Genomic DNA, 25190 nt, shown 5'->3' on the forward strand with positions numbered 1-25190 from the left:
GTGCACATGGCTGCCGGTGTGCCGTTCCTTGGCTTCACGCCGCCACGGCCGCTGCGCGTGTTCTATCTGCAGGCCGAGATCCAGTACCATTATCTGCGCGAGCGCATGCAGCAGATTGGCCTGCCGCCCGAGGTGATGGCCGCCGCCCGCGAAAATCTTGTTGTCACGCCGAAGCTGAAACTGCTCCTCGATGAGGGTGGCAGCCCGCTGGTCGCGCAGGCGATCCAGCAGGCGTTCCCGGCCGAGCCCGTCGACATCCTGTGCATCGACCCGATCCGCAACCTGTTCGACGGCGGACCTGACGGCGGTGGCGAGAACGACAACGCCGCGATGATGTTCTTCCTCAAGGACCGGGTCGAGGTGCTTCGCGACCACGTGAACCCCGACTGCGGGATCATCCTGATCCACCACACCAAGAAGCTGAGCAAGCATCAGGTGAAGGAGGATCCGTTCCTCGCGCTTTCGGGCGCCAGCGCGCTGCGGGGCTTCTACACGTCCGGCCTCATCCTGCACCGCCCGGACGAGGACGCGTCAGAGCGCAAGCTGGAGATCGAACTGCGCAACGGCCCGGCGCTGCCTACGAAGCTGATCGACAAGGTGCGCGGCCAATGGGTCGAGATCAACCCGATGAACGAGCGCCTCGTGCGCGCCGAGGTGGGCGCAAAGCATGACGCCGAGCGCATGCGCAAGCACGACGTCATCCTCGGTCTGCTCTACGAGGAGGCGCGGCGCGGCAAGCTCTACACCTTCGCCCAGTTTTCCGAGGCATTCGAGAATACCGGGGGGCTCGGCGGGCGGACCATCGTCCACGACCGGCTCAGCGTTCTCGCCACCAAGGGCAAGGTCAAGTTCATCCGCGGCCCCGCTGCCACGCGCATCGGCCTGGCCGCGGAGCGGAGCAAATACGGCTATCTCTGCGTCGAGGGAATGCTGCTCGGCACGGGCGGCGAGACCGTCGATCCCGACACGGGCGAGGTCACGCCGGAGCTGATCCCGGCGCTGCCCAGCCACTACAAATGCCCGCAGACCGGGGCCGTCCTGCCCGTCGAGAACCCCTCCGTCTGGGTCTATCAGGAGGAGGACGAGGCATGAGAATTCACGCCGTTCCCCGCCGCGAATTCTGGCTCCGCAGCCCCGGATTCTGGCCAGAATCCGCAGATTCTGCTCCCCGCGTGAAATCTGGATTCTGGCTTTTCCGATTTCATTTCAGTGGCTTGGAAGGTGCTTTCCAGAATCCGGAAGGGCCTTTCCGGATTCTGCTCCGGATTCTGGAAGTTCTGTTTTGGATCAATGCCTTGGAGCAGATTTCAGAATTCGGAAAACGCCCCCCTAAAGGGGTAGGTGACCTCCCCGCCAGGCGCGGGAGGGTCACCACCTACCCCTGGGCAATCTCAAAGGCTGGATGTCCCGCCCGTCACCCCATCGAGCACCAAACCGGAAAGGAGCCGATTATGGCCCACGCATCTCTGACCCCGACACCCATGAGCGCCCCGTGCCCCGGCGTGCCGGTCGTCCTCGCCCTCGATCTCGGCACCACGACCGGCTGGGCCTTGCAGGCTGCGGACGGTCTGATCACCAGCGGCACCGTATCCTTCCGACCGAGCCGCTATGACGGCGGCGGCATGCGCTACCTGCGGTTCCGGGGCTGGCTCGAGCAGCTGGCGCACGACGCCGGAGCCATCACCGCCATCCACTTCGAGGAAGTGCGCAGGCACGTCGGGACTGACGCGGCGCATGTGTATGGCGGGCTGCTGGCCACGCTGACGTCATGGGCGGAGACCGCGGGCGTCGCTTATCAGGGCGTGCCGGTCGGCACCATCAAGCGCCACGCCACCGGCAAGGGCAACGCGAACAAGGACGCCATGATGGCGGCCGCCCGAGCGCGCGGCTTCTCGCCCGCCGACGACAACGAGGCCGACGCCATCGCGATCCTTCTCTGGGCACTGGAGACCCGGGGAGGTGTGCAATGAGCGGCATGCGGTTCACGCCCAAGGGCTACGGCGGTCGCCGCCGCAATCCCGACGAGGTCAAGCGCGACGGCTGGAAGGAACAGGGGCTGCTGGCGGTCGCCATCGACGACGACCGCCTGACCTGGCCCGAGCGGGAGCTGGTGCGCCAGCTCGGCGAGCGGCTCTACGGCAAGCGGGAACGGGAGGCGCGTCATGGGTGAGTGGACCACAGCACAAGTGCAGGATCGGCTGGAGCTCGCGGCGGGCGTGATGCGGCAGATGCCGGCCGTGATGCCGCAGGGTTTCTTCAACGCCTGGCCGGAGTACTTCCACAGCTTCGCCGACAAGGTTGGACAGGAACCCCAGATGCGGCGGCCGCGGCCGAGCCCGCGTCAGATCACGCAGGCCGAGGAAGCGATGCTCTGGCTGCGCTGGCTCGAGCCCGAGGATGGGCGCCTGGTCTGGGCCCGCGCCGACGGAATGGCGTGGAAGCCGATCTGCTGGCAGTTCGGCCTGTCGCGCACGGCCGCGACCAAGCGCTGGCAATACGGCCTTGCGGTGATCACCTGGCGGCTGAACGGTCGCGTGCCGTCGCCCCGACGCTCGCAGCAGTTCGTCATCGAAAACGCCAATCGGCTGTCAAGAAAAATCGTCCTCTGAGGAAATTTTCGGGTGTACATCGCAGGGCCTTACACATTTCGACGAGGCCGTTACAAAACCAATATGCTCGGGAGAGGAGCGCGCAGGCAGAGGCCGCGCCGCTGGCTTCCGGGGTCCAGCGAAGGGTCCAGCCGGGGTCCAATGGGCTAACCCATTGAGTTCTTGGTTCCTTCCTGGCGATATTCGTATGCTGGCGGGCGAAGCGCGGCGCATCGCCAGCGGCAGGGCCGGATTTTTGGGAAGCCACCCGGAAGTCGGAGCCGCCGGAACCCCGCGCAGACCCCAATGAATGCTGGCTTTCGGGCCTGGTGGCCGGACGCCGCTGGATCCCGCGTGGAGTCCAGCGCGGCATCCGGAGTCCGGAAGCCAGCCGGCAATCCACCCGCACGACGGAAACGCCTTGCCCATGACGCTGAGCTTCGCTCCCGAGCGGATCGAGATGTGGCCGCTGGCCAGGCTCCAGCCCTACGCGAAGAACGCGAAGGTGCACGGGGCAGACCAGGTCGCGAAGATCGCCGCCAGCATGGCCGAGTTCGGCTGGACCGTGCCCTGCCTCGTGGCCGAGGACGGGGAGCTGATCGCAGGCCATGGGCGCGTGCTTGCCGCGACGCAGCTGGGGCTCACCGAGGCGCCTGTGATCGTGCTCGGGCATCTGACCGAGGCGCAGCGCCGGGCCTACCGCATCGCGGACAACAAGCTGACGGAACTGGGAAGCTGGGACGAGGCGCTGCTCTCGGCCGAGTTGAACGAGTTGCTGGCCGAGGACTTCGACCTGTCGCTGGTCGGGTTTTCCGACGGCGAGCTCGACAAGCTGCTAGCTTATGTGCAGGAGGGCGATGGCCAGGAAGGCGGCGGTGCCAGCGTGCCCCCGGTGACCATCCCCGAACCGCCGCGCAACCCGGCCTCGCGGACCGGCGATCTGTGGATCCTCGGTGAGCATCGTCTGCTCTGCGGTGACGCGACCTCCCATGCCGATGTCCGCCGCCTGATGAACGGCGAGCGCGCAGTGCTGTTCGCGACCGACCCGCCGTATCTCGTCGATTATGACGGCTCCAACCACCCGACGCGCAACAAGGACTGGAGCCAGTCCTACGGCGTGACCTGGGACGACAGCTCGCAGGGCGCGGACCTCTACGACGGCTTCATCGCCGCTGCCATCGCCGAGGCGATCACCGAGGATGCCGCCTGGTACTGCTGGCACGCCTCGCGTCGCCAGGCGATGCTGGAGGCCTGCTGGGAGAAGGCCGGCGCCTTCGTTCACCAGCAGATCATCTGGGTGAAGGACCGGGGCGTCCTGACCCGCTCGCATTACCTCTGGAAGCACGAGCCGTGCTTCATGGGCTGGCGGCGCCCCAACCGACCGCCGAAGGTGGCGGACGAGACATTGCCCTCGACCTGGGAGATGCCGAGCTTCGCGAGGGACGAGCGGCCCGACCATCCGACGCCGAAGCCGCTCGACGCCTTCGGGATCCCGATGCGCCAGCACGTGGCGCGCGGCGGGCTCTGCTACGAGCCCTTCTCGGGCTCCGGCTCGCAGATCATGGCGGGCGAAGCCAATGGTCGGCGCGTCTTTGCGATGGAGATCAGCCCGGCCTATGTCGATGTGGCCGTGGAGCGCTGGCAGGCCGAAACGGGTCGCAAAGCGATCCTCGACGGCGACGGTCGGACATTCGCGCAGGTGAGGACCGAGCGGCTTGGGGATGCCCCGGCCGCGTCTGAAACCGAACCCGAAATAGCCGCGTGACATGCATGACCTGGCTCTACCTTCCTCCGGATGCACTTCCGGAACCGCAGACGCATGCCTGTTCGGCCTCTCGCTTTGCTCCGGCGCTGGCGGGCTCGATCTCGGGCTCGCCGTCGCCATCCCCGGATATCGTGCTGTGGGCCATGTCGAACGGGAAACCTACGCCGCAGCCGTCCTCGTGGCGCGGATGGAAGACGCGGCCCTGGATCCGGCGCCTGTCTGGGACGATGTTGGAACCTTCGACGGCCGCCCGTGGCGCGGCGCAGTGGACATCGTCACTGCGGGCTATCCGTGCCAGCCGTTCTCCGTCGCGGGCAAACGCCGGGGCGCGGATGACCCGCGCCACCTCTGGCCACATGTCGCCCGGATCATTGGCGAGGTCGAGCCGCCCTTCGTCTTCCTCGAGAACGTCGCCCATCATCTCTGCCTCGGCTTCCCCGAAGTCGCCGCAGGACTGGTCGGCATGGGCTACCGCCTTGCGGCAGGCCTCTTCACGGCGTCGGAAGTCGGCGCGCCCCACAAGCGTGAGCGGCTCTTCATCCTCGCCATCCGCGAGGGAGACGAACTGGCCGACCCCGCGCGCCTGCTCTGGAACCCGGTCGAGTGGCGGCAACCGGACCGAATTGCTGCAGCTCTGGCCGACGCCCCGCGCCAGCGCCAACGAGAACCGGCAGACGAAGCCGACGCCATCGCAGGAAGCGGGTCAGCACGGGATGAACCTCGCAACGACGGCGGCGATGTGGCCGACGCCGCAGACCGACAGTTTTCGCAGTCGAGGTGGCGACAGGCGCGACGAGAAGGGTCTGGACCGGATGGCGCGGGATTGGCCGACGCCGATGGCGAGCGACGGCTGCAAGCCGAGCGCTGGCAACCGCAGGAGTGCCGACCTGACCCATGCGGCGGGGATATGGATGACGCCGACGGCGCGCGACCACAAGGATGGGGCGACGACGTTGGCGAACACGCCGGTGAACGGCCTGCTTGGCCGCCAGGTCCTGGTGACACCTATGGCTGGGAGCGATACCTCCGATGCGCGCCGAACCTTGAACCCGCTGTTCGTCGAGGCGCTGATGGGCTGGCCCACCGGGTGGACCGGCTTCGGCTCTGCGGGAACGGAGTGGTCCCGCTGGTTGCGGCGCATGCGCTCAGAACTCTCGCAGCTGAATTGCTGGCCGATGGACGAAGGTGAAGGTGTGCCGGCATGAGGCAGTCGCGCCTCATGTCGCTGGTCGAAGCCATCACCAACGTGGCCGTCGGCTATGGCGTCGCGGTTGCGACCCAGCTGATGGTCTTCCCGTGGTTTGGCCTGCCCGCGCGTCTCGACAACGCGCTGGCGATCGGGGCGATCTTCACCGTCGTCTCGATTCTGCGCAGCTTCCTGCTGCGGAGGCTGTTCGAGGCGATCCGGGTCAGCGGTCAGTTCCGGGACTGATCCTCGAAGAGGCAGAGCATCTCCTCCACCCATTCCTCGTCCTCGCTCCGCATCAGCACGGCCGCGAGAAGCTGGACCAGACGCGGGACTGGTGCATCGGGCGGGTTCTCGGGCAGATAGAAGGAAAGTTCGCCCTCCGCAGAGACGACGAGGGCGGACGAGCCCGGCGGTAGGACAGTGCCGTGATCGGCAGAGACATCGGTCATGGCATCACCAGTAGTATTTGTGCGGCTTGTGGTTGCCGAGATCCCAGATCAGCGTATCGGGATCGGCGCCGTGCAGCAGCCGGGTGATCGTCCGGGCGTTGCGGCGGCGGCGCGGACGGCTGTGGAACAGGATGTTCCAGTGCGACGGCGTTCCGTTCGGGAACGCGCCGACGCTCCTGCTTCTGGTTCGAGATTTCTTGCGCTTGTAGTTCATCATTCGTCCTCCGGGATTTGCAGACATGCGAATGCCTGCGGTCCGGAGGGCCGCGAATGAAGAACCAGCGATGAGGGTCGAAGTCGGGATGATTTTCGCGGGAACGCGCATATCACGGCTGTGCCGAAACGTAAACCGCCGCCCCGAAGGGCGGCGCATCCGGTTCGACGCTTCGGCCTTCAGACAGGTGGAAGCCTGTAGACCCGTCCGCGTCCCTCGATCTTCTCCGAAGTCACTTCGAGCCCGAGCTTCTTCTTCAGCGCCCCGGCCATCGCGCCGCGCACCGTGTGCGACTGCCAGCCGGTCGCGGTCATGATCTCCGCGATGGTCGCGCCTTCCGGTGCGCGCAGCATGGCGATCAGGGTAGCCTGCTTGGTGCCCTCGCGCCGCGTGCGCGCCTTGGGCGCGGGATCGCTCTCACGCGGGGTGTTCTCCGGGGCGTCCGCGCTCGGCGTTTCGTTGGCGTCCGTGAGCGCGGTGTCGGGCCCCTCCAGCTCGATGCCGATGGCGGCGAGACCAGCGTCGGTAATGTGCAGGAGGATGGCGCAACCGTTCTCGTCGTTGCGCCAGATGCGGTTGAGCGCGGCGTCGGCCTTCGTCTGGCTGTCGGTCACCGTTTCCGCGACCAGTCCGCGAGAGAGAAGCGCGCCCACCACCTTGACGGCGGCGCCTCCGCGCAGGGAACCGGGCAGCGGCAGGACGTTGCCGTCGTCGCGCTGAGCAGCAGCGCTGAGGATCACGGCTTGAGTGTCGGAAAGCTGGGTCATCGGGGTCGTCTCCATGGTCGGGGCCGCGCCCATCGCGGCCCTTCTACGACCCCAAGCCCGCCTCGCGGCGGGCAGGCTTCGGAGAGGCTGGCGCTACTCGGCGTGTTCGCCTTCGCAGAACGCCATATCGGTGATCTCCCGCAGTCTGGCGCTGTAGTGGTTCAGGGTGCCGACATGGCCCCAGTGGATCTCGTCGGGGTGGACCTCGAAGTGGTCCGCGCTGAGAGCAGCGAGGCGTTCCAGCATCGCGTCGATCTCGAACTTGGCGGCGAGGAAGGCGTCGAGGGCCTTCGTGTTGTCCTGTGTGCAGCGGGTCATCGTGGTGGCTCCGTGGTCGAGTTGCATCGCGTCGTTGGAGTGACGTTCGCTCCGGTCGCGCTGCTTATCAACTCAATAAGCACATGAATCTGAATGATAATCGGAGCGACCGATGCTAGGCATGAGCGAGCGCCAATACGCCGCGCGCGTCGGTCTCTCGCGGGGCGCGATCCAGAAGGCGAAGGCGGCGGGACGGCTGGTCCTCCATGAGGATGGCAGCATCGACGCAGAGGCGAGCGATACACGCCGGGCGGCGATGACGGACCCGTCCAAGACCCGGAAACCGCCCGCGCCGAAGCTGAAACCTGTCCCCGACGCGGCCGTGTCCGCCGTTGGCGACACTCTGCGGGAACAAGGGCTTGCCGCGCCACCCGTCGGCAGCGGCACGACCTTCCTGCAGGCCAAGACCGCGAATGAGGTGCTGAAGGCCCAGGAGCGGCGCATCCGGCTTCAGAAGCTCAAGGGAGAACTCGTCGACCGCGCCCGGGCGGTTGCGGTCGTGTTCCGGCTGGCGCGCGAGGAGCGCGATGCTTGGGTGAACTGGCCGGCGCGCGCGGCGGCGCTGATGGCGGCCGAACTCGGCGTGGAGGCGGCCACCATGCAGAAGGCCTTGGAGAAACATGTACGCGCCCACCTCGACGAACTCGCCGAGGTCCGGCCCGACTTCCGGTGAGAACGGCGATGGCCTGACGGACTTCGACGGCGCGGCGGAGATCCTGCGCGCCTGGGGCAACGGGCTGCGGCCCGACCCGGATCTGAACGTCTCGGAATGGGCGGACCGGCACCGGATGCTCTCGGGCCGCGCTTCGGCCGAACCCGGGCGGTATCGCACTGCGCGCACGCCCTACATGCGCGAGATCATGGACCGGCTGTCGCCCGGCGACGCGGCGCAACGGGTCGTGTTCATGAAGGCTGCGCAGGTCGGCGCGACGGAAGCCGGCAACAACTGGATCGGCTTCGCCATCCATCAGGCCCCGGGCCCGATGCTGGCGGTCCAGCCCACGGTCGAACTGGCCAAGCGCAACTCGCGCCAGCGGATCGACCCGCTGATCGACGAAAGTCCCGAGCTCCGGGAGCGGGTCAAACCGGCCCGATCCCGCGATGCCGGGAACACGATGCTGTCCAAGGAATTCGCGGGCGGCATCCTGATCATGACGGGCGCGAACTCGGCGGTCGGGCTGCGCTCGACCCCGGCGCGCTACATCTTCCTCGACGAGGTCGACGCCTATCCGGCCTCAGCCGACGAGGAAGGCGACCCGGTGACGTTGGCTGAGGCACGGTCGCTGACCTTCGCCCACCGGCGCAAGGTGTTCCTGATCTCGACGCCGACGATCCGGGGGCTCAGCCGCATCGAGCGCGAGTTCGAGGCGTCCGACCAGCGGCGCTACTTCGTCCCGTGCCCGCATTGCCGGGCGATGCAGTGGATGAAGTTCGATCGGCTGCGCTGGCAGAAGGGCAAGCCGGAGACGGCGGAGTATCTCTGCGAGAGCTGCGATCAACCCATCGCGGAGCACCACAAGACGGCGATGCTGGAGCGCGGCGAATGGCGGGCGACCGCTGTCGCCGCTGATCCCACCACGGTTGGCTACCACCTCTCGGCGCTCTATTCACCTGTCGGCTGGCTCAGCTGGTCACGGATTGCGCGCAGCTGGGAGGCGGCGCAAGGCTCCGACGAGGCGATCAAGGCGTTCCGCAACACGATCCTCGGCGAGACATGGATCGAAACCGGAGAGGCGCCGGACTGGCAGCGGCTATACGATCGCCGCGAGGAGTGGCAGCCAGGCACGGTGCCAGCGGGCGGGCTGTTCCTGACGGCGGGCGCGGATGTCCAGAAGGACCGCATCGAGGTCGATGTCTGGGCCTGGGGCCGAGGGCTTGAGAGCTGGCTCGTCGATCACGTCGTGATCGAGGGCGGGCCGGATCGGCATGATGCTTGGGACCAGTTGACGGCACTCCTCGACCGGTCGTGGCCGCATGAAAACGGCGCACACCTTCGGATCGCGCGGCTTGCCATCGATACTGGCTACGAAGCCCCGGCCGTCTACGCCTGGTCGCGCAAGGTCGGCTTTGCGCAGGTCGCGCCAGTCAAGGGGCTCGAAGGCTTCAATCGGTCCAGTCCGGTCTCCGGCCCCACTTTCGTGGATGCGACCGAGGGCGGGAAGCGCCTGCGTCGCGGCGCCCGGCTCTGGACGGTGGCGGTCTCGACCTTCAAGGCCGAAACCTACCGCTTCCTGCGGCTGGAGCGCCCGACGGCCGAGGAACGTGACGAGGGCGCGGCGTTCCCGCCCGGCACGATCCACCTGCCGACATGGGTCGAGAGCGAGTGGCTGAAGCAGGTCGTGGCCGAACAGCTGGTCACGGTGCGCACGAAGCGCGGCTTCGCGAAGCTCGAATGGCAGAAGCTGCGTGAGCGCAACGAGGCGCTCGATTGCCGAGTCTACGCCCGCGCGGCCGCCTGGATCGCGGGCGCCGACCGCTGGCCCGAAGAGAAATGGCGCGACCTCGAAGACCAGCTCGGGGCGGCCCCGACCGACAGCGATCCCGCCGGGCAGATCCACAGGCCGGGACAGGTAGCCCAAGGCAAACGCCGTTCCGACTGGATCGGGCGGCGGGAAGGATGGTTCTGAGATGACCGACTGGACCGAAGCCGAGCTCTCGGCCCTGCGCCGGGCCTATGCCAGTGGCACGACCCGCGTCAGCTATGACGGCAAGTCCGTGGACTACGGCTCGGCGGAGGATCTGCTCGCCCGCATCCGCACCATCGAGCGCGCGATTGCCAGTGTGGGGCGGCCGCTTCCAATCGCCGGGCTCGCGGGCTTCTCGCGCGGGGATCGTTGATGGCGGTGAACTGGTTCGACCGCGCCATCGCTTCGGTCGCCCCTAGGGCCGCCGCGCGGCGTGTCCTGGCGCGACAGGCGTTCGAGACGCTCGCGCGCGGCTACGAGGGCGCCGCGCGAGGACGCCGCACGGAGGGCTGGCGTGCCTCTGGATCCTCGGCTGACACCGAGATCGGCGTGGCCGGGGCGCTCTTGCGCGACCGCATGCGCGACCTCGTCCGCAACAACCCGCACGCGGCCAAGGCCGTGGCCGTGCTGGTGAACAACATCATTGGCGCGGGCATCATGCCGCGCGCCGCGAGCGGCGACGACACGCTGGACCGCCGCGTCGACGATCTGTTCGAACGATGGGCCGAGGCCTGTGACGCCGACGGCCAGCTCGACTTCTACGGGCTTCAGACGCTGATCTGCCGTGAGATGGTCGAGGCCGGCGAAGTGCTGGTGCGCCGTCGCCTGCGCCGCGCTGCGGACGGCCTGCCGGTGCCGCTGCAATTGCAGGTGCTGGAGGCCGACTTCCTCGACGCCACCAAATCCGGCGCCCTCGGCGCGGGCCGCCTCGTGCAGGGGATCGAGTTCGACCCGGTCGGCAAGCGCCGGGCCTATTGGCTGCACGCCGAGCATCCGGGCGACGCCTATGGCGCTTTGCAGAACGGTTTGCAGAGCCGCCCGGTCCCGGCCAGCGAGATCGCCCATGTCTACGAGAAGCAGCGCACGCAGGCGCGCGGCGTTCCCTGGGGCGCACCGGTGATCCGCAGCTTGCGCGATCTCGACGACTATGAAGTGGCGGAACTGGTCCGCAAGAAGACCGAGGCCTGCGTCACCGCCATCGTCTTCGGTGACGACGAGGCGCAGCAGGGCATCGCGCCTTCCGTTGTCGACGCCGACGGCAACCGGGTCGAGCAGTTCGAACCGGGGCTGATCGCCTATGCCCGCGGCGGCAAGGACATCCGCTTCAACCAGCCGTCAGCTACCGGCGGCTACGGCGAATACAAGCGTGCGAGCCTGCACACGATCTCGGCCGGGTTCCGGGTGCCCTACGAGCTGCTCACCGGCGATCTGTCACAGGTCAACTATTCCTCGATCCGGGCGGGGCTCGTGGAGTTCCGCCGCCAGATCGACGCCGTGCAATGGCAACTCTTCATCCCGATGTTCTGCGCGCCGGTCTGGCGATGGTTCACGGAAGCCGCGTGGGCGGCCGGGCAGATCCCGTCGCCGATCGTGCCGGTCGAATGGTCGCCGCCGAAGTTCGAGGCGGTCGATCCGCAGAAGGATGCGATGGCGAACCTGCTGTCGATCCGCTCCGGCACCATGACGCTGGCCGAGGTGATCGCGAAACAGGGCCGCAATCCCGACGCCGTGCTGGCCGAGATCGCCGCGACCAACGCGAAGCTCGATGCGCTCGGGCTGGTGCTCGACAGCGATCCGCGGCGGGTGACCAAGACCGGCAGCGCGCAGAGCAGCGATCCGGTTGCCGACGAACCAGACACCGACGATCCCTCCGCCGACGCGGATAATGACCCGGCGCAGGCCGACCCTGACCGACAGGACTGACCAACATGGACACGATGATCGAACTGCCGGCCATGCGCCGGTCGGCGGAGCTTGCGCCGAACACCGCCGATGCCGACAGCCGCACCGTCGAGGTGGTCTGGTCGGCCGGGGCCCGCGTCCGCCGCGCCACCTTCTTCGGCGAGCCCTATGACGAGGAGCTCAGCCTCGACCCGGCCCATGTCCGGCTCGACCGGCTGAACGCGGGCGCGCCGTTCCTGAAGGTGCATGAGCTCGACACGCTCGACGCGGTCATCGGCTCGGTCGTGCCGGGCTCTGCCCGGATCGAGAACGGCCGCGGCATCGCCTTGGTGCGAATCTCCGAGCGCGCCGATGTCGAGCCGATCTGGCGCGACATCCAGGCCGGGCACATCCGGGCCGTCTCCATCGGCTATCAGGTCCACCGCTTCGACATCTCCAAGCCCGATGGCGGGCGCGAGCTCTGGCGGGCGGTCGACTGGACGCCCTTCGAGGTCTCGGCCGTGCCGGTCGGCGCAGACCCCGCCGCGGGCTTCCGCGCCAAGGGCGAACATCACGACTGCGTCCTCCACCGCCGGGACGCCCCCACGCAAGAAGGAGCATCCCCGATGACCGACAAGACCCCGGCGAGCGACGCCGCCACCCCCGCCACCACCCAGCCGACCGAGCCGAATGATACCGAGGACACCACCATGACCGAACCGAAAGCGGCTGCGCCCGACCCGAAGGTCGCCGCAGCGGAAACCCGCGCCCAGCCGAAGACGCAGGCAACGCCCGCGCCCGACACCGAGGCTATCGCGACGCGCGCCCGCGAGGCCGAGCGCGATCGCGTCTCCACCATCTACGATCTGGCGGGCCGCCTGAACCTCGAACGCAGCTTCGCCGAGGATCTGGTCAAGCGCGGCGTCAGCGTCGATGAATCCCGCCGCCTGATCCTCGACCAGGTCGCCGCGAAATCCGACGAGACCCGGACCTTCCCCCACGTCTCCGTCCCCCTCGGCGGCCGGGACGAGCGCATCACCCGCCGCGACGCCGTGGCGAACGCGCTGCTGCACCGCTACAGCCCGACGCTGTTCCCGCTCGAGGACGCCGCGCGCCAGTACCGCGGCATGACACTGCTGGAGCTCGCCCGCGAGAGCCTCGGCAATGCGGGGGTCAACACGCGGGGTCTGTCGCGCGACGAGGTGGCGACGCGCGCGCTGCACTCGACCTCGGACTTCCCCGAGATCCTGTCGGCCGTGACCAACAAGACCCTCCGGCAGGCCTATGACGCCTATCCCCGGACCTTTGCGCTCTTCTGCCGCCAGGTGCTCGCCACCGACTTCAAGTCCATGCACCGCGTCCAGCTGGGCGAAGCGCCGCAGCTTCTGGAGGTCGGCGAGAGCGGCGAGTTCAAGCGCGGGACGTTGGGCGAGAGCAAGGAAAGCTACAAGGTCAAGACCTATGGCCGGGTGGTCGCGATCACCCGGCAGGTGCTCATCAACGACGATCTCGACGCCTTCACCCGCATCCCGGCGATGTACGGCAACTCCATCGCCCAGCTGGAGTCGGACGTGGTCTGGGGCATCATCACCTCGAACCCGGCGATGGCCGACGGCAACGCGCTCTTCCACACCACCCACAAGAACCTCGCAGGGACCGGTGCGGCGCTCGACGTGAGCAGTGTCGGCGCGGCGCGCGCCGCCATGGCCAAGCAGACGGGCCTCGACAAGAAGACGGTGCTGAACGTCCGCCCCGCCTTCCTGATCGTGCCCGCCTCTCTGGAACTGAAAGCCGAGCAACTGGTCGCGCAAAACCTCGTACCTGCCGCAACCTCGAGCGTGGTGCCGCAGTCGATCCGGACGCTGGCGCCGATCAGCGAGCCGCGCCTCGACGCCGCCAGCGAGACCGCCTGGTATCTGGCCGCGAGCCCGAACCAGATCGACACAATCGAGTACGCCTATCTCGAGGGTCAGCAGGGCGCTTACATCGAGACCCGCAACGGCTTCGACGTCGACGGCGTCGAGATCAAGTGCCGCCTCGACTTCGGCGCCAAGGCCATCGACTGGCGCGGCCTCTACAAAAATCCCGGGGCATAGGTCCGGCTGGCTCCCATGACGATCGATGATCGACTGGGCGCGGTGCCGATCCCCGGTTTCCCCGGCTACCACATCGATCGGACCGGCCGGGTCTGGAGCGCGCATCGCAAGGGCAGGATCCCTCGCGGTGCGTGCTCTCGCTGGCTGGATCGCCGCGACTGGACGCTAAGGCAGCCGTGGCGTGACCCAGAGGGGTATCTGCACCACACGCTGGTCCGCGAAACGGCAGGCAGCCGCCAGCGGATTGCCTTGCACATTCTGGTCGCGACCACGTTCCTTGGGCCGCGACAGCAGGGACCGGTCATCGCCCATCTCGACGGCGACAAGTCCAACAATGGTGTCGAAAACCTCGCCTATGTCACGCAGCGCGAGAACATCGGGCACAAGCGCGACCACGGCACGATGCCCTGTGGCGACCGCTCGCATCTCTCGCGCCTGACCGATCATCAATGCAGCCGGATGCTCGACTGCCTCGGCGCGGGGTTCTCCCGCCGCGAGGTGGCAAGGGCGTTCGGCGTGACCATCAGCCACGTCGCCGCCCTGAAAACGGGCCGCATCCGAAAGCACCTGACCAATCAGCGCGTCTGAGAAAGGATCACCCCCATGAAAAACTTCGTCCAGCCCGGCAACACCATCACCCTGACCGCGCCCTATGCCGTCGCCTCGGGCGATGGCCTGCTCGTCGGCTCCATCTTCGGCGTCGCTTCCGGAACCGCCGCCCTCGGCGAACCCGTCGAGACTGCGCTCGTCGGCGTCTTCGACCTGACCAAGATCGGTTCGCAGGCATGGGCCGCGGGCGTCAAGGTCTATTGGGACAACACCAACAAGCGCTGCACCACGGTCGCGACGGACAACACCCTCATCGGTGTGGCGACCGAGGCCGTGGCGAGCGGCGCGGGCGACACCATCGGCCGCGTGCGCCTCAACGCGGCCTTCTGATGAACGCCTTCGCCGCCGCCGTGGGCGCGCTCTTCGCCGATCCGAACATCGGCCTGGACGCAGTCTACATCGCCGACGGCGGCGCGCCCGCTCTGGTGCGCGTCGTCGCCCGGCGTGCCGATGCGATCAGCGATTTCGGCGACGCGCGGCTCTGGTCCGAAACCACCCGGATCGACCTGCGCGTGGCCGAGGTGCCGAGCCCGCGCCCCGGCGACAGGATCGAGATCGACGGTGACGCCTTCCTGATCCAGGGAGAGCCCGTCCGCGACCGCGAACGGCTCGTCTGGACCGTGGATCTGAGGCCCGCATGAAACTCGGCGTCAGCATCGTCGGCGATATCGTCCGCCTGATGGACGCGGAGGTGAAGGCCGGGGAGAAGGCCGTCACCACGGCGATGCGCGATGCCGGGACCGGCCTCAAGACCGCCTGGCGCGCGCAGATCACCGGCGCGGGGCTCGGCGCGCGGCTTGCCCGCACCATCCGGTCGGAAGTCTATCCCAAGGGCCAGCCGAGCCTCAACGCTGCCGCGCTGGTCTGGTCGAAGGCCCCGGTGATCATCGGCGCTCACGATACCGGCCTGCTGATCCGCTCGAAGAACGGGTTCTGGCTTGCGATCCCGACGCCTGCGGCGGGCAAATCCCTACGCGGCGGGCGGATCACTCCCGGTGAATGGGAACGTCGCACAGGCTTGCGCCTGCGCTTCGTCTATCGGCGCACGGGGCCGAGCCTGCTCGTCGCCGAGGGACGACTGAACAAGAAGGGCCGTGCCGTGGCATCGCGGTCGAAGACCGGCCGAGGACTGACCACCGTGCCGATCTTCCTGCTGGTCCCGCAGGTCAGGCTGCCGAAACGGCTGAACCTCGCGCGGGATGCCGAACGGGCGCGCGATGCGGTGCCGGGGCTGATCGTGACGAACTGGGTGGATGCCGGATGAAGATTACGGACGGGCAGCAGCAGCGTCGGCGCGTTCTCCACGCCGCCGACCGCGGGATTCATCGATATCGCCAAGCCCGTCGAGTGCGACTGGCTCCTTGCCGGGAAACTCGACCGTCAGCTTCAGCGAGCCACCCATGGCGCGGACGTAGCTCGCGAGCGTCGAGAGAAGGAGATCGCTCTGGCGCTCGTATTTCGCGACGGTCGCCTGTTGGACCCCCAAGGCTTCGGCAAGCTGCACCTGCGTCAGTTCCCGCGCCTTGCGCAGTTCCTGCAAGGTCAGGTACTCGGTTTGCAGACGATCGGCCTCGGCTTCGATCCTTGCACGGCGTGCCGGGTCGAGGCTTGCGAGCTTGTCCTGAAGGCTGCGTGCCATGATCGTCATCCTTTCCGTCTGGCCAGGTGGCGGTCGAACCGCTCATCGGCCCGCGCGATCAGTTGCTTGTAGAAGCGCTTCTCGCTGCTACCCGACTTGTCCCCGCCGACGAGCAGGATCGCCTGCCGGTCGGGATCGAAAGCGAAGGCGATGCGCCAGACGCCGCCGGCGGCGCTGCAGCGCAACTCCTTCATGTTCGCGTGCTTCGACCCGGTCAGGGTGTCGGCATGCGGACGTCCGAGCGACGGTCCCTCACGCTCGAGGAGCAGCACTCGGGCGAAGATCGCGTCCTGAACCTCCTCGTCGAGTTCGTCGAACTCCGGCTCGAACTCGTCGGCGAAGGAAACGGTCCAGAGCATGCGATCCTCATGTCTTGGAAGCTATATAGCCTTGAAGCACTAATCTTGCAAGAATGGCGCGAGCATCCCTATGCCCACCACCCGCGAAACCATCCTCGCCGCGCTGCACGCGCGGCTTTCGGCGCTGCCCGCCACCGCCCTGCGCGGCGAGATGCTGCCCGAGCGCGTTCCGGCCGAGGGCCTGCTGATCCTGCGCGACGGCGAGCCGGGTGAGCCCGAGGTGACGCTGTCGCCCCTGCGCTACCATTACCAGCACCGCGCCGAGATCGAGGCCGTGGTGCAGGGCGCGAGCCGGGACACGGCTTTTGATACGCTCTGCGCCAGTACCGGCGCGGCGCTTGCCGCCGACCGCACGCTAGGCGGGCTTTGCGACTGGGTCGAGGCGGAAGCCCCGCAGTCGGTCGATCTGCCGGTGGACGGCGCGGCCAGCCTGAAGGCGGCCGTGATTCCGGTGATACTGCATTATTCCACGGCCGATCCACTTCTGTGGTTGCCGCCCGAGATGCAAGGAGGAAGTTGAACAAATGAACAGGTGATCGAGCGCGGTCTTCTGTCAGGCCTCTCGGTTGCGGCCTTCCGATTTGCCGCGGGCCGGTATGGTGATCTGCGGACAGGGTCCAAATCTGGCCTCAGAACTCGAAGGCTCTCAGCGGATCTCTGGTTTTCCCCGTCCAGATCTCATCGATCGTATTGCCCATGCTGGTCGTCGCCTTCTCGCACCTCCCTCACACCGACGCCGTTTCGCGATCCGCCTGATATTCTCAGGCGGCAGCGACCGGCACCGGATCCCGGTAATCCTCGCCTCGGGTCAGCATGGCCCAGATCGCGCGCGCCATCTTGTTTGCCAGCGCGATGGCGACGAGCATCTTCGGCTTGCGCTCGAGCATGCGTGCCAGCCACGATCCGGGCCGGATCGACTTCCTGCCAAGCCATGTCAGGCGGGACATCGCACCGACGATGAGCAGGCGCCGGATGTCGGCCTGGCCAGCTTTCGTCACTCGCCCAAGGCGCTGCTTGCCACCGGTCGAGTTCTGGCGGGGCACCAGACCGAGCCAGGCAGCGAAGTCGCGCCCGCACCGGAAGCTCTCCAGAGGCGGCGCGAAGGCTTCTACGGCAAGTGCCGTGACAGGACCGACGCCCGGCATCGTCTGTAACCGCCGCGAGGCCTCCGTGTCCTCGGCGGTCGCCCTTATGCGCTTCATCAGCACATCGATACGCGCTGTTTTCTCGGCGATCTGCTGGAGCAGGTCGCGGCAGATGTCACGAACAAGGTCCGGCAGATCATTGGCCGTGTCCTCAATGATCGCCTCGACACGCCGGAGGCTGGCGATCCCGATCGGCAGGGCATGACCGTATTCGTAAAGGTAGGAACGGAGGGCATTCACCAGCTCGGTGCGCTGATGGACGAGTTGTTCCCGCGTCCGGAACAGAAGCGCGCGGGCTTGCTGCTCGGCGCTCTTGGGCTCAACGAACCGCATCTCCGGACGTTGGGCCGCTTCGACGATGGCTTCGGCATCGGCAGCATCGTTCTTCTGCCGCTTCACGAAGGGTTTGACATAGACAGGGGCGATCAACCGGACGTCATGACCAAGCGGGGCCAGTTCCCGCGCCCAGTGATGGGCGCCCCCGCAGGCCTCCATGACGACGACGGCCGGCGGCTGCGCGGACATGAATGAGAGGAACTGCGCCCGCGTGAGCTTCCGGCGGAACTTCACCTCGCCGTTCAGTGTCGCCGCGTGGATCTGGAAACTGTTCTTTGCCAGATCCACCCCGATCATCGTATCCTTCGCCATGGTTGCCGTCCTTTCCGCTCAGTGGCTGTGAACACCACCACTTTGGCACATTGCGATGCCGTCAGGTCAGGGCGGCAACCACCCCATCTGGCCTGACCCAACCGACCACAGGAGACAAACATGGCACGAGCCCAGGGGGCGCGGGCGCAGATGGCGCTTGCGTTCGAGACGACCTATGGAACGCCGCCCGCGAGCGGCTTCACCCGCATGCCCTTCGCCAGCACCTCGCTGGGGGCGGAGCAGCCGCTGCTGAACTCGGAGCTGCTCGGCTACGGCCGCGACCCGCTGGCGCCGATTAAGGACGCAGTGACGGCGGACGGCGATGTCGTCGTGCCGCTCGACGCGGAGGCCTTTGGCTTCTGGCTCAAGGCGGCGTTTGGCGCGCCGACGACCACCGGCGCGGAAGCGCCCTACAGCCACGAGTTCCAATCGGGGTCGTGGACGCTGCCCAGCATGTCGATCGAGACCGGCATGCCGGAGGTGCCGCGCTACGCGATGTACTCGGGCTGCGTGCTCGACCAGATCACTTGGCAGATGCAGCGCTCGGGCCTGCTGACAGCGACGGCGCGGCTGGTGGCGCAGGGCGAGACGGTCGGCACGACCACCAGCGCCGGAACGCCCGCAGCGCTGGAGCTCAAACGCTTCGGTCACTTCAACGGGTCGATCACGCGGAACGGGACCGCGCTCGGGAACGTGGTCTCGGCCGAGATCACCTATGCCAACAACCTCGACCGGATCGAGACGATCCGGAGCGATGGCCGCATCGACGGCGCGGACCCGTCCATCGCCGCGCTGACCGGCCGGATCGAGGTGCGCTTCGCCGACAGCACGCTGGTCACGCAGGCGATCAATGGCGATCCTTGCGAGCTCGAGTTCGCCTATGTCCTGCCGTCCGGCGAGAGCTTCACCTTCACCGTGCATGCCGTCTACCTGCCGCGCCCGCGCATCGAGATTTCTGGGCCGCAGGGCGTGCAGGCGACCTTCGACTGGCAGGCCGCGCGCGACAGTGTGGTCGGCCGTATGTGCACGGCAACCCTGATCAACGACATCGAGGTATACTGAGAATGCTGACGCTCGACCTGACCAATGCGCCCCGCTGGCATGACCTCGCGCCCGGTGTGCGCGTGCAGCTGCGCCCACTGACGACCGCGCTGATGGTGACAACGCGCAGCGATGCCGCCGTCGAAGCGGTGTCCGAGGAGGCTTCCGACGAGGAACGTGCCGTCGCCTTCGCCAAGGCGCTGGCGCGGCGGGCGGTGCTCGCCTGGGAGGGTATCGGCGATGCGGACGGCAAGCCGATCGATCCCAGCCCTGAGGCCATCGACGCGCTGCTCGACATCTGGCCGATCTTCGAGGCGTTCCAGTTGACCTACGTCTCCAAGGGTCTGCTTCTGGAGCGGGAAAAAAACGCCTCCGCGCTCTCGCCGAATGGTCCTTCGGCGGGGGCGAGCGGTACTGCGAAGCCTGTACGCAAGCGTGCGAAGACTGCCCGGCGCGGCTGAACCGCCCGCTCACGTATGAAGGCTGGCAGGTCTGGGACCTGGTCGGCCGTCTCGGCGGCCAACTGCGCGTCCTGCCCGGTGCGGTGATCGGCTGGGACATGTCGGCGGCACTAGCGCTCGGTGACGCCCTCGGCGTGCCGCCGCTCGCCATGGCCGAACTGCTGCCCGTCATCGAAGCGGTGATGGTCGCCAAACTCAACGAACAGATGGAACGCCCCAATGGCTGAAAAACGCGTCAGCGTCCGCCTTGCGGCAGTCGGTGGTCGGCAGGTGCGCGCCGAACTGGAAGGCGTCGGCGAAGCCGGTGCTCGAGGCCTCGGACGGCTGAGCCGCGAGATGGAAGCCGCAAACGCCCGGCTCGCAGCCTTCTCGCGCCGGGTGCGTGTGGCCGCCGCAGCCGCCGTGGCAGCGGCCACCGCCGCTGGCGTGGCGATGATCCGCTCCGGCCTCCAGACCGTCGATGCGGAGGCCAAGCTCGCGCAGTCGCTGGGGACCACCGTCGCCTCGATCCAGACGCTGGAGCGCGCGGGCGAACTGGCGGGCGTGTCCATGTCCGGCATCGAGCAGGCCACCAAGGATCTGACGCGCCGTCTCAGCCAGGCGGCCGCCGGGACCGGTCCCGCCGCCGATGCGCTGGACCGGCTGGGTCTTTCGGCCAACGACCTGATCGCGCTGCCGCTGGACCAGCGCGTCGGCGCGATCAACGCAGCCATCGAGAATTTCGTGCCTGCCGCCGAGCGTGCGGCCGTCGCGGGTCAGCTTTTTGGCGAGGAAGGCTCCATCGCCATGTCGCGCATCGACACTGCGACACTGCGCCAGGCGACCGAGGACGTGCTTGCCTTCGGCGTCGCCGTTTCCGAACAGGACGCCGACCAGATCGAGCGCACGAACGATGCCATCTCCCGGCTTGGGCTGATCTGGCGGGGGCTGTCGAACCAGCTGGCCGTTGCCGCAGCCCCCGCGCTGGAAGCCGTCGCCAACGCCATGGCGGCGGTCGCCAGCCGGACCGGCCCGCTCGGTATCGCCATTCGTGGCCTCTTCGACAATATCGGCCGCCTGACCACCTATGCCGTGACCTTCGCGACCTTCCTCGCGGGCCGCTGGGTCGCCGGGCTGGCCGCCGCCGCGCTGTCGGTCCGTGGGTTGGCCACCGCGCTCGTCGTGTTGCGCGGGGCGCTGATCCGCACCGGCATCGGCGCTCTGATCGTCGGCGTCGGGGAGCTGATCTATCAACTTTCCCAAATCGTCGCCCGCGTGGGCGGGGTCGGCGAAGCGTTCCGGCTGCTCTCCGATCTGGCCTCCGAGGTCTGGTCGCGCATCGGGCTCGCGCTCGACGCCGCGCTGGCCCGCATGGCGGCGGGATGGGAAGGGCTGAAGGCCGCCGCGCTCTCGGCGCTCGACGGCGCCGTCGCAGGCGTCGTGGGTTTCGGGGATCACACCGTCGCGACCTTCCAAGGGGCCTATGACGGCGCGGTGGCGATCTGGGGCAGCCTGCCGGGGGCTATCGGCGATTTCGCCTACCAGGCCGCGAACGGTCTGATCGGCGGGGTGGAGGCCATGCTGAACGGCGTCGTCACCCGCATCAACAGCTTCATCGAGACCCTGAACGCCGCGCTGGCCCTGCTGCCTGAATGGGCGACCGGCGAAGGCGGCGTGCGGATCGGCACGCTCGATGCGGTGGAACTGGGCCGGATCGGCAATCCGTTCGAGGGGGCCGCAACGGCTGCAGGGGCTGCCGCGGCGGATGCCTTCTCGGCGGCCCTCGCACGCACCTACCTCGAGCCGCCCGACCTGGGCCTCGGCGCCATGGCCGACGATGCTCGCGCTCGGGCCGACGGCTATCGCGAGGCCGCCGGGATGCTGGCTGATGCCGCCGGACGGCCGCTGGCCAGCTGGCAGGCGCTGAAGGATGCCGTGACCGGCACGGGGACCGAGGCTGAAACCGCACTCGTCGATGCGGCCGCTTCTGCCGATGCCCTCACGGCCGGGCTTAATGACACCGCCACCGCCGCCGATGGCGCTGGCGGGGCAGCACGCGATGCCGGGGCCGCTGCAGCCGAAGGCGCGGACGCGGCCCTCACCGGCTGGCAGGCTGTCACGGCCGCGCTCGCCGACTATGCCGCCAAGGCGCGCGACATCGGCGGGGATATCGGCAGCGCGCTGGTCGGCGCGTTTCAGAGTGCCGAGAACGCCATCGGCGACTTCGTAAAGACCGGCAAACTCGACTTCCGCGACCTGGTCACCTCGATGATTGCGGATCTGGCCAAGCTCGCCGCCCGTCGTTTCATCCTCGGCCCGATTGCAAACGCGCTCTCCGGCGCGCTGGGCGGGGCGGGTGGCATCTTCGCCAACATCCTGCACACGGGCGGTATCGTCGGGTCTCAGGGCCCCGGCCGGATGGTCCCGGCCGGGGCCTTCGCGAGAGCCCCGCGCATGCACAACGGGGGCTGGGCCGGGCTGCGGCCCGATGAGGTGCCCGCGATCCTGCAACGCGGGGAGCGCGTCCTCTCGCGACGGGAGGCGGCAGGGTACGGCCAGGCGGGCGCCTCCACCGTGAATGTCACGATCAACGCCCGCGACGCCGAGAGCTTTCGCCAGTCGCGCACGCAGGTCGCCAGCGACATCGCCCGCGCCGTTTCGCTGGGCCGGAGGGGCATGTGAGTGCGACCCCGCAAGTGGGAACCGGTTGCGGGGGCCAGAGAACGAACCATGGAGGAACTTGATGGCGTTTCACGAGGTCCGGTTTCCGGACAACATCAGCCGTGGGGCGCGCGGTGGTCCCGAGCGCCGCACGCAGATCGTCGAGCTGGCCTCGGGCGCTGAGGAACGCAACGCGAGCTGGGCCAACAGCCGCCGCCGGTATGACGTCGCCTACGGCATTCGCCGCGCCGACGATCTGGCGGCCGTCGTTGCCTTCTTCGAGGCCCGCAACGGTCGCCTCCACGGTTTCCGCTTCAAGGACTGGGCCGACTTCAAGTCCTGCCCGCCATCGCAGACGCCGGGGCCGACCAACCAGCCGATTGGCACCGGGAACGGGGCGGCTACGCTGTTTCAGCTCACGAAGCACTACATTTCCGGCGCGCAGTCCTGGACGCGCGCGATCACCAAGCCTGTCGCCGGGACCGTCACCGTCGCGCTGAACGGCACGCCGCAGGCCTCCGGCTGGTCGGTTTCCACCGCGACAGGCGTGGTGACCTTCACCACGGCTCCCGCCGCAGGCGTCGCCATCACTGCGGGCTTCGAGTTCGACGTTCCCGTCCGCTTCGACACCGACGCCCTCGACGTCACCCTCGACCTCGAACGCCTCGGGTCGATCACTTCCATCCCCCTCATCGAACTCCGCCTCTGAAGGACCGATCCCATGTCGGAACCCACGACCGTGCGCATGGGCGCACTGGCCGCCTACCTGAGCCTTGCGCTGGCGCTCTCGGCGCAGGGCGGGGCCGCAATCTGGTGGGCCGGCACGCAGAACACCCGCCTGACCTCGCTCGAAGCACGGGTCGCCGAACTTCTCTCTGCCTCGCCCCTCTACCACCGCCAGATCGTCGAGGCCGACCGCCGCATCGCGGTCATCGACGAGCGGATCGCCAACATCCTCGCCCGGATCGAGGCGCTGACCGCCGCGCTCGAGCGCCGCCACGACGCGCCCTGATTTCCCCAAAAGGACAACCGCCATGCAGACCACCGACCGGGGGTGTCTCACCCTGATCCGGCACGAAGGCGTCGTGCCCGGACCCTATCTCGACGTGAAGGACGTCTGGACCTTCGGCATCGGCCATACCGCCGCCGCTGGTCCGCCCGATCCGGCGCGGATGCCGCGCGGGATGCCCCCCGATCTCGATGCCGGGATCCGCGAGGCCTTCCGCATCTTCCGCACCGACCTCGCCGCTTACGAGGCCGAGGTGCTGCGCGCGGTGAAGGTGCCGCTCGCGCCCCACGAGTTCGATGCGCTGGTCAGTTTCCACTACAACACCGGCGGCATCGCCAAGGCCGCGCTGACGCGCCACCTGAACGCAGGCAACCGCGGGGCGGCCGCAGCGGCCTTCATGGGCTGGCTCAAACCCGCTGCCATCCGGTCCCGGCGCGAGGCCGAGCGCGATCTCTTCGCCGATGGCCGCTATCCGACCGGCACGATCCCGGTCTGGTCGGTCGACCGCAACGGCCAGGTCGATTTCTCGCGACCGATCCGGCGGCTGACCGAGGCAGAGGCGCTGGTCTTGCTGCGCCCGACCGGCGCACCGATGCCGCCACCCGCCCAGCCCGCCGCAGCGCCCAGCTGGTGCCAGCGGCTCGCCAACCTCTTCACCGGAAAGGAAACGACATGAACTGGACCTTCGCCCGCAGCCTCGTCTATCTCGCCTGCCTCGTCGCCTCCGGCCTCGCCATGGCGGGGCTCGCAGATTTCGACCTGGCGACGGGAACCTTCGACCTCAGACCCTTCAACCTCTACGCCCTGACTGGCGCGGCAGGCGGTGTCGTGTCTTCAGCGCTGGCCTCGATCGCGCTCTGGCGCGGATGGGGGCGGAAGTGAAATCTCTGAACCCCGCCCTGCAGGCCCACCTCGACGAAGGCACGACGACGCTTGCGTGGTGCTGGCGCATCACGCGAGCGGATGGCGTGACCTTCGGCTTCACCGACCATGACCAGACCCTCACCTTCGATGGCACCGAGTTCGAGCCGGAGAGCGGGCTGACGGCATCCGAGGTCCGGTCGGGGTCGGACCTGTCGGTCGATGCGCAGGACGCCCAAGGCGTGCTGACCTCCGACCGGATCGCCGAGACCGATATCCTCGATGGCCGCTGGGACAATGCGGCTGTCGAAGTGTGGCGGGTGAACTGGGCCGCGACCTCCCAGCGCCTGCTGATGCGGCGCGGGGCAATTGGCCAGATACGGCGCGGGCGGCTCGCCTTCGTCGCCGAGGTGCGATCGCTGGCCCATGTCCTCGGTCAGACCGTTGGTCGGACGTTTCAGGCGAGCTGCGATGCCGCCCTTGGCGATGCGCGCTGCGGGGTCAATCTCGAGGCCCCTGCGTTCAAGGGCACCGGCACGATCATCGACCTGCTGCGCGACCGTGCCTTCACCGCCTCGGGGCTTGGCGGCTTCACCTCCGGCTGGTTCACCTTCGGCACCCTCGACTGGACCAGCGGGGCCAATGGCGGGCGGCAAGCAGAGGTGCTGGCCCATGACCTCGTCGATGGTGTCGCCATCCTGACCCTGCTGGAAGCCCCGGTACGGGGCATCGCCGGAACCGACACGTTCACCATTCGCGCCGGGTGCGACAAGCGCATCACGAGCTGCGGCACGAAGTTCGCCAATGTCGCCAACTTCCGGGGCTTCCCCAACATCCCCGGCCAGGATGCGGCCGACGAAATCGGGCATGGCGTGGCGGGGCTCGCCAATGGTCATGGCGATGGGTTCGCCGCCCGGAGCGTGCGCATCGAGAAGTTTCCGCAAGCGCGGAAACGCATAATCCGGCAGGTTCGAGAACCGCTCTGGAAACGCCATGACTGCCTCAGGTCCGGGATCGTGTCGTCCCGGTTTGAACCGACATTAGCC

General features: G+C 68.0%; 31 protein-coding genes and 3 pseudogenes. 26 read left to right on the plus strand and 8 right to left on the minus strand.

The window, feature by feature from the left end:
* The 8 genes and pseudogenes from RGD00_RS02055 to RGD00_RS02090 form a co-directional block, all read left to right on the plus strand.
* On the plus strand, window positions 1–1092 hold a 1092-nt coding region (locus RGD00_RS02055), incomplete at its 5' end, for an AAA family ATPase (protein ID WP_310455519.1).
* A 359-nt stretch (window positions 1093–1451) separates the two neighbouring features.
* Window positions 1452–1970: a hypothetical protein gene (locus RGD00_RS02060; RefSeq protein WP_310455521.1), complete on the plus strand. Its 519-nt coding sequence runs from the start codon at window positions 1452–1454 to the stop codon at window positions 1968–1970.
* A complete protein-coding gene (locus tag RGD00_RS02065) occupies window positions 1967–2170 on the plus strand; it encodes a hypothetical protein (protein ID WP_143794663.1) in 204 nt (67 codons plus the stop codon). The genes RGD00_RS02060 and RGD00_RS02065 overlap by 4 nt, the downstream gene beginning before the upstream one ends.
* Complete coding sequence (locus RGD00_RS02070) at window positions 2163–2609, plus strand: DUF6362 family protein (RefSeq protein ID WP_310455522.1); 447 nt, start codon at window positions 2163–2165, stop codon at window positions 2607–2609. Before RGD00_RS02065 ends, RGD00_RS02070 begins: the two co-directional genes overlap by 8 nt.
* A gap of 406 nt (window positions 2610–3015) precedes the next feature.
* The gene (locus tag RGD00_RS02075) at window positions 3016–4353 is read left to right on the plus strand and encodes a site-specific DNA-methyltransferase (protein WP_310455523.1); all 1338 of its coding nucleotides are present in this window, start codon (window positions 3016–3018) and stop codon (window positions 4351–4353) included.
* A gap of 1 nt (window position 4354) precedes the next feature.
* A pseudogene (locus tag RGD00_RS02080) lies at window positions 4355–4876 on the plus strand (DNA cytosine methyltransferase); the annotation flags it as partial.
* 100 nt (window positions 4877–4976) lie between these two features.
* The gene (locus RGD00_RS02085) at window positions 4977–5558 is read left to right on the plus strand and encodes a hypothetical protein (RefSeq protein ID WP_310455906.1); all 582 of its coding nucleotides are present in this window, start codon (window positions 4977–4979) and stop codon (window positions 5556–5558) included.
* On the plus strand, window positions 5555–5785 hold the full coding sequence (locus RGD00_RS02090) for a DUF7220 family protein (RefSeq protein ID WP_063186636.1): 231 nt from the start codon (window positions 5555–5557) through the stop codon (window positions 5783–5785). The genes RGD00_RS02085 and RGD00_RS02090 overlap by 4 nt, the downstream gene beginning before the upstream one ends.
* Here the strand turns inward: RGD00_RS02090 and RGD00_RS02095 are convergent.
* From RGD00_RS02095 to RGD00_RS02110, 4 genes are all read right to left on the minus strand, one after another.
* Entirely contained in the window at window positions 5770–5991 is a 222-nt protein-coding gene (locus RGD00_RS02095) for a hypothetical protein (RefSeq protein ID WP_310455526.1), read from the minus strand. The two genes, RGD00_RS02090 and RGD00_RS02095, sit on opposite strands and share 16 nt — an antisense overlap.
* Window positions 5992–5995: 4 nt before the next feature.
* Window positions 5996–6205, minus strand: a complete 210-nt coding sequence (locus tag RGD00_RS02100) for a hypothetical protein (RefSeq protein WP_310455529.1) — start codon at window positions 6203–6205, stop codon at window positions 5996–5998.
* Between the two features lie 179 nt (window positions 6206–6384).
* Window positions 6385–6972 carry a DUF3489 domain-containing protein gene (locus tag RGD00_RS02105; protein WP_055460722.1) on the minus strand — a complete coding sequence of 196 codons (588 nt, stop codon included), beginning with the start codon at window positions 6970–6972 and terminating at the stop codon, window positions 6385–6387.
* Window positions 6973–7065: 93 nt separating this feature from the next.
* Window positions 7066–7290: a hypothetical protein gene (locus RGD00_RS02110; protein ID WP_055460721.1), complete on the minus strand. Its 225-nt coding sequence runs from the start codon at window positions 7288–7290 to the stop codon at window positions 7066–7068.
* Window positions 7291–7402: 112 nt separating this feature from the next.
* Here RGD00_RS02110 and RGD00_RS02115 point away from each other — a divergent pair, with 112 nt between their 5' ends.
* The 9 genes from RGD00_RS02115 to RGD00_RS02155 are packed head-to-tail and all read left to right on the plus strand — an operon-like array spanning window position 7403 to window position 15605.
* Window positions 7403–7963 carry a hypothetical protein gene (locus RGD00_RS02115; protein WP_055460675.1) on the plus strand — a complete coding sequence of 187 codons (561 nt, stop codon included), beginning with the start codon at window positions 7403–7405 and terminating at the stop codon, window positions 7961–7963.
* Window positions 7911–9917 carry a phage terminase large subunit family protein gene (locus RGD00_RS02120; protein ID WP_310455533.1) on the plus strand — a complete coding sequence of 669 codons (2007 nt, stop codon included), beginning with the start codon at window positions 7911–7913 and terminating at the stop codon, window positions 9915–9917. The genes RGD00_RS02115 and RGD00_RS02120 overlap by 53 nt, the downstream gene beginning before the upstream one ends.
* A 1-nt stretch (window position 9918) precedes the next feature.
* Window positions 9919–10128 (plus strand): phage head-tail joining protein, encoded by a 210-nt coding sequence (locus RGD00_RS02125; RefSeq protein WP_055460718.1) that lies wholly within the window; start codon window positions 9919–9921, stop codon window positions 10126–10128.
* Window positions 10128–11678: a phage portal protein gene (locus RGD00_RS02130; protein ID WP_310455534.1), complete on the plus strand. Its 1551-nt coding sequence runs from the start codon at window positions 10128–10130 to the stop codon at window positions 11676–11678. The genes RGD00_RS02125 and RGD00_RS02130 overlap by 1 nt, the downstream gene beginning before the upstream one ends.
* A gap of 5 nt (window positions 11679–11683) precedes the next feature.
* Window positions 11684–13732, plus strand: a complete 2049-nt coding sequence (locus RGD00_RS02135) for a prohead protease/major capsid protein fusion protein (protein ID WP_310455535.1) — start codon at window positions 11684–11686, stop codon at window positions 13730–13732.
* A gap of 15 nt (window positions 13733–13747) precedes the next feature.
* Entirely contained in the window at window positions 13748–14320 is a 573-nt protein-coding gene (locus tag RGD00_RS02140; protein ID WP_310455536.1) for an HNH endonuclease signature motif containing protein, read from the plus strand.
* Between the two features lie 15 nt (window positions 14321–14335).
* Entirely contained in the window at window positions 14336–14671 is a 336-nt protein-coding gene (locus RGD00_RS02145; protein WP_310455537.1) for a DUF2190 family protein, read from the plus strand.
* Window positions 14671–14982 carry a head-tail joining protein gene (locus tag RGD00_RS02150; RefSeq protein WP_310455538.1) on the plus strand — a complete coding sequence of 104 codons (312 nt, stop codon included), beginning with the start codon at window positions 14671–14673 and terminating at the stop codon, window positions 14980–14982. Before RGD00_RS02145 ends, RGD00_RS02150 begins: the two co-directional genes overlap by 1 nt.
* A complete protein-coding gene (locus tag RGD00_RS02155; protein ID WP_310455539.1) occupies window positions 14979–15605 on the plus strand; it encodes a DUF6441 family protein in 627 nt (208 codons plus the stop codon). Before RGD00_RS02150 ends, RGD00_RS02155 begins: the two co-directional genes overlap by 4 nt.
* A gap of 3 nt (window positions 15606–15608) precedes the next feature.
* On the opposite strand, the gene RGD00_RS02160 is transcribed toward RGD00_RS02155, so the two are convergent.
* Both RGD00_RS02160 and RGD00_RS02165 read right to left on the minus strand, forming a co-directional pair.
* Window positions 15609–15980 (minus strand): helix-turn-helix domain-containing protein, encoded by a 372-nt coding sequence (locus RGD00_RS02160; protein ID WP_310455541.1) that lies wholly within the window; start codon window positions 15978–15980, stop codon window positions 15609–15611.
* A gap of 5 nt (window positions 15981–15985) precedes the next feature.
* Window positions 15986–16339: a type II toxin-antitoxin system RelE/ParE family toxin gene (locus tag RGD00_RS02165; protein WP_310455542.1), complete on the minus strand. Its 354-nt coding sequence runs from the start codon at window positions 16337–16339 to the stop codon at window positions 15986–15988.
* 70 nt (window positions 16340–16409) lie between these two features.
* On the opposite strand from RGD00_RS02165, the gene RGD00_RS02170 reads away from it, so the two are divergent.
* Complete coding sequence (locus RGD00_RS02170) at window positions 16410–16859, plus strand: acyl-CoA transferase (RefSeq protein ID WP_310455543.1); 450 nt, start codon at window positions 16410–16412, stop codon at window positions 16857–16859.
* A 241-nt stretch (window positions 16860–17100) separates the two neighbouring features.
* On the opposite strand, the gene RGD00_RS02175 is transcribed toward RGD00_RS02170, so the two are convergent.
* Window positions 17101–18132: an IS110 family RNA-guided transposase gene (locus RGD00_RS02175; RefSeq protein ID WP_310455544.1), complete on the minus strand. Its 1032-nt coding sequence runs from the start codon at window positions 18130–18132 to the stop codon at window positions 17101–17103.
* A gap of 120 nt (window positions 18133–18252) precedes the next feature.
* On the opposite strand from RGD00_RS02175, the gene RGD00_RS02180 reads away from it, so the two are divergent.
* The 8 genes and pseudogenes from RGD00_RS02180 to RGD00_RS02215 form a co-directional block, all read left to right on the plus strand.
* Window positions 18253–19194, plus strand: a complete 942-nt coding sequence (locus RGD00_RS02180; protein ID WP_310455546.1) for a phage tail tube protein — start codon at window positions 18253–18255, stop codon at window positions 19192–19194.
* 2 nt (window positions 19195–19196) lie between these two features.
* The gene (locus RGD00_RS02185; RefSeq protein WP_164608646.1) at window positions 19197–19634 is read left to right on the plus strand and encodes a hypothetical protein; all 438 of its coding nucleotides are present in this window, start codon (window positions 19197–19199) and stop codon (window positions 19632–19634) included.
* Between the two features lie 98 nt (window positions 19635–19732).
* Window positions 19733–19861 carry a DUF7697 family protein gene (locus RGD00_RS02190; protein WP_255453286.1) on the plus strand — a complete coding sequence of 43 codons (129 nt, stop codon included), beginning with the start codon at window positions 19733–19735 and terminating at the stop codon, window positions 19859–19861.
* The gene (locus RGD00_RS02195) at window positions 19854–22295 is read left to right on the plus strand and encodes a phage tail tape measure C-terminal domain-containing protein (RefSeq protein WP_310455550.1); all 2442 of its coding nucleotides are present in this window, start codon (window positions 19854–19856) and stop codon (window positions 22293–22295) included. The genes RGD00_RS02190 and RGD00_RS02195 overlap by 8 nt, the downstream gene beginning before the upstream one ends.
* Window positions 22296–22356: 61 nt before the next feature.
* On the plus strand, window positions 22357–22983 hold the full coding sequence (locus RGD00_RS02200) for a phage distal tail protein, Rcc01695 family (protein ID WP_310455551.1): 627 nt from the start codon (window positions 22357–22359) through the stop codon (window positions 22981–22983).
* Between the two features lie 12 nt (window positions 22984–22995).
* Window positions 22996–23286, plus strand: coding sequence for a hypothetical protein (locus RGD00_RS02205; protein ID WP_310455553.1), 291 nt, complete (start codon window positions 22996–22998; stop codon window positions 23284–23286).
* Window positions 23287–23308: 22 nt separating this feature from the next.
* Window positions 23309–23959 (plus strand): lysozyme, encoded by a 651-nt coding sequence (locus RGD00_RS02210; RefSeq protein WP_310455554.1) that lies wholly within the window; start codon window positions 23309–23311, stop codon window positions 23957–23959.
* 202 nt (window positions 23960–24161) lie between these two features.
* A pseudogene (locus tag RGD00_RS02215) lies at window positions 24162–24995 on the plus strand (DUF2163 domain-containing protein); the annotation flags it as partial.
* Here RGD00_RS02215 and RGD00_RS02220 read toward each other — a convergent pair.
* Window positions 24984–25139: pseudogene (locus RGD00_RS02220) on the minus strand (aminotransferase class I/II-fold pyridoxal phosphate-dependent enzyme); the annotation flags it as partial. The pseudogenes RGD00_RS02215 and RGD00_RS02220 overlap by 12 nt on opposite strands.
* Window positions 25140–25190 lie beyond the last annotated feature (51 nt).

The organism is Ruixingdingia sedimenti, from assembly GCF_031432425.1.
GTDB classification, from domain to species: domain Bacteria; phylum Pseudomonadota; class Alphaproteobacteria; order Rhodobacterales; family Rhodobacteraceae; genus Ruixingdingia; species Ruixingdingia sedimenti.

Excerpts from the sequence above, each read along its gene's own strand:
- RGD00_RS02155 (WP_310455539.1), top strand. The coding sequence starts at position 14,979 with ATGAAACTCGGCGTCAGCATCGTCGGCGATATCGTCCGCCTGATGGAC.
- RGD00_RS02125 (WP_055460718.1), top strand. The coding sequence starts at position 9,919 with ATGACCGACTGGACCGAAGCCGAGCTCTCGGCCCTGCGCCGGGCCTAT.
- RGD00_RS02205 (WP_310455553.1), top strand. The coding sequence starts at position 22,996 with ATGTCGGAACCCACGACCGTGCGCATGGGCGCACTGGCCGCCTACCTG.
- RGD00_RS02075 (WP_310455523.1), top strand. The coding sequence starts at position 3,016 with ATGACGCTGAGCTTCGCTCCCGAGCGGATCGAGATGTGGCCGCTGGCC.
- RGD00_RS02170 (WP_310455543.1), top strand. The coding sequence starts at position 16,410 with ATGCCCACCACCCGCGAAACCATCCTCGCCGCGCTGCACGCGCGGCTT.
- RGD00_RS02165 (WP_310455542.1), bottom strand. The coding sequence starts at position 16,339 with ATGCTCTGGACCGTTTCCTTCGCCGACGAGTTCGAGCCGGAGTTCGAC.
- RGD00_RS02180 (WP_310455546.1), top strand. The coding sequence starts at position 18,253 with ATGGCACGAGCCCAGGGGGCGCGGGCGCAGATGGCGCTTGCGTTCGAG.
- RGD00_RS02070 (WP_310455522.1), top strand. The coding sequence starts at position 2,163 with ATGGGTGAGTGGACCACAGCACAAGTGCAGGATCGGCTGGAGCTCGCG.
- RGD00_RS02120 (WP_310455533.1), top strand. The coding sequence starts at position 7,911 with ATGTACGCGCCCACCTCGACGAACTCGCCGAGGTCCGGCCCGACTTCC.
- RGD00_RS02210 (WP_310455554.1), top strand. The coding sequence starts at position 23,309 with ATGCAGACCACCGACCGGGGGTGTCTCACCCTGATCCGGCACGAAGGC.
- RGD00_RS02175 (WP_310455544.1), bottom strand. The coding sequence starts at position 18,132 with ATGGCGAAGGATACGATGATCGGGGTGGATCTGGCAAAGAACAGTTTC.
- RGD00_RS02140 (WP_310455536.1), top strand. The coding sequence starts at position 13,748 with ATGACGATCGATGATCGACTGGGCGCGGTGCCGATCCCCGGTTTCCCC.
- RGD00_RS02065 (WP_143794663.1), top strand. The coding sequence starts at position 1,967 with ATGAGCGGCATGCGGTTCACGCCCAAGGGCTACGGCGGTCGCCGCCGC.
- RGD00_RS02190 (WP_255453286.1), top strand. The coding sequence starts at position 19,733 with ATGTCGGCGGCACTAGCGCTCGGTGACGCCCTCGGCGTGCCGCCGCTC.
- RGD00_RS02060 (WP_310455521.1), top strand. The coding sequence starts at position 1,452 with ATGGCCCACGCATCTCTGACCCCGACACCCATGAGCGCCCCGTGCCCC.
- RGD00_RS02200 (WP_310455551.1), top strand. The coding sequence starts at position 22,357 with ATGGCGTTTCACGAGGTCCGGTTTCCGGACAACATCAGCCGTGGGGCG.
- RGD00_RS02185 (WP_164608646.1), top strand. The coding sequence starts at position 19,197 with ATGCTGACGCTCGACCTGACCAATGCGCCCCGCTGGCATGACCTCGCG.
- RGD00_RS02105 (WP_055460722.1), bottom strand. The coding sequence starts at position 6,972 with ATGACCCAGCTTTCCGACACTCAAGCCGTGATCCTCAGCGCTGCTGCT.
- RGD00_RS02160 (WP_310455541.1), bottom strand. The coding sequence starts at position 15,980 with ATGGCACGCAGCCTTCAGGACAAGCTCGCAAGCCTCGACCCGGCACGC.
- RGD00_RS02090 (WP_063186636.1), top strand. The coding sequence starts at position 5,555 with ATGAGGCAGTCGCGCCTCATGTCGCTGGTCGAAGCCATCACCAACGTG.
- RGD00_RS02100 (WP_310455529.1), bottom strand. The coding sequence starts at position 6,205 with ATGAACTACAAGCGCAAGAAATCTCGAACCAGAAGCAGGAGCGTCGGC.
- RGD00_RS02130 (WP_310455534.1), top strand. The coding sequence starts at position 10,128 with ATGGCGGTGAACTGGTTCGACCGCGCCATCGCTTCGGTCGCCCCTAGG.
- RGD00_RS02095 (WP_310455526.1), bottom strand. The coding sequence starts at position 5,991 with ATGACCGATGTCTCTGCCGATCACGGCACTGTCCTACCGCCGGGCTCG.
- RGD00_RS02115 (WP_055460675.1), top strand. The coding sequence starts at position 7,403 with ATGCTAGGCATGAGCGAGCGCCAATACGCCGCGCGCGTCGGTCTCTCG.
- RGD00_RS02135 (WP_310455535.1), top strand. The coding sequence starts at position 11,684 with ATGGACACGATGATCGAACTGCCGGCCATGCGCCGGTCGGCGGAGCTT.
- RGD00_RS02145 (WP_310455537.1), top strand. The coding sequence starts at position 14,336 with ATGAAAAACTTCGTCCAGCCCGGCAACACCATCACCCTGACCGCGCCC.
- RGD00_RS02195 (WP_310455550.1), top strand. The coding sequence starts at position 19,854 with ATGGCTGAAAAACGCGTCAGCGTCCGCCTTGCGGCAGTCGGTGGTCGG.
- RGD00_RS02150 (WP_310455538.1), top strand. The coding sequence starts at position 14,671 with ATGAACGCCTTCGCCGCCGCCGTGGGCGCGCTCTTCGCCGATCCGAAC.
- RGD00_RS02110 (WP_055460721.1), bottom strand. The coding sequence starts at position 7,290 with ATGACCCGCTGCACACAGGACAACACGAAGGCCCTCGACGCCTTCCTC.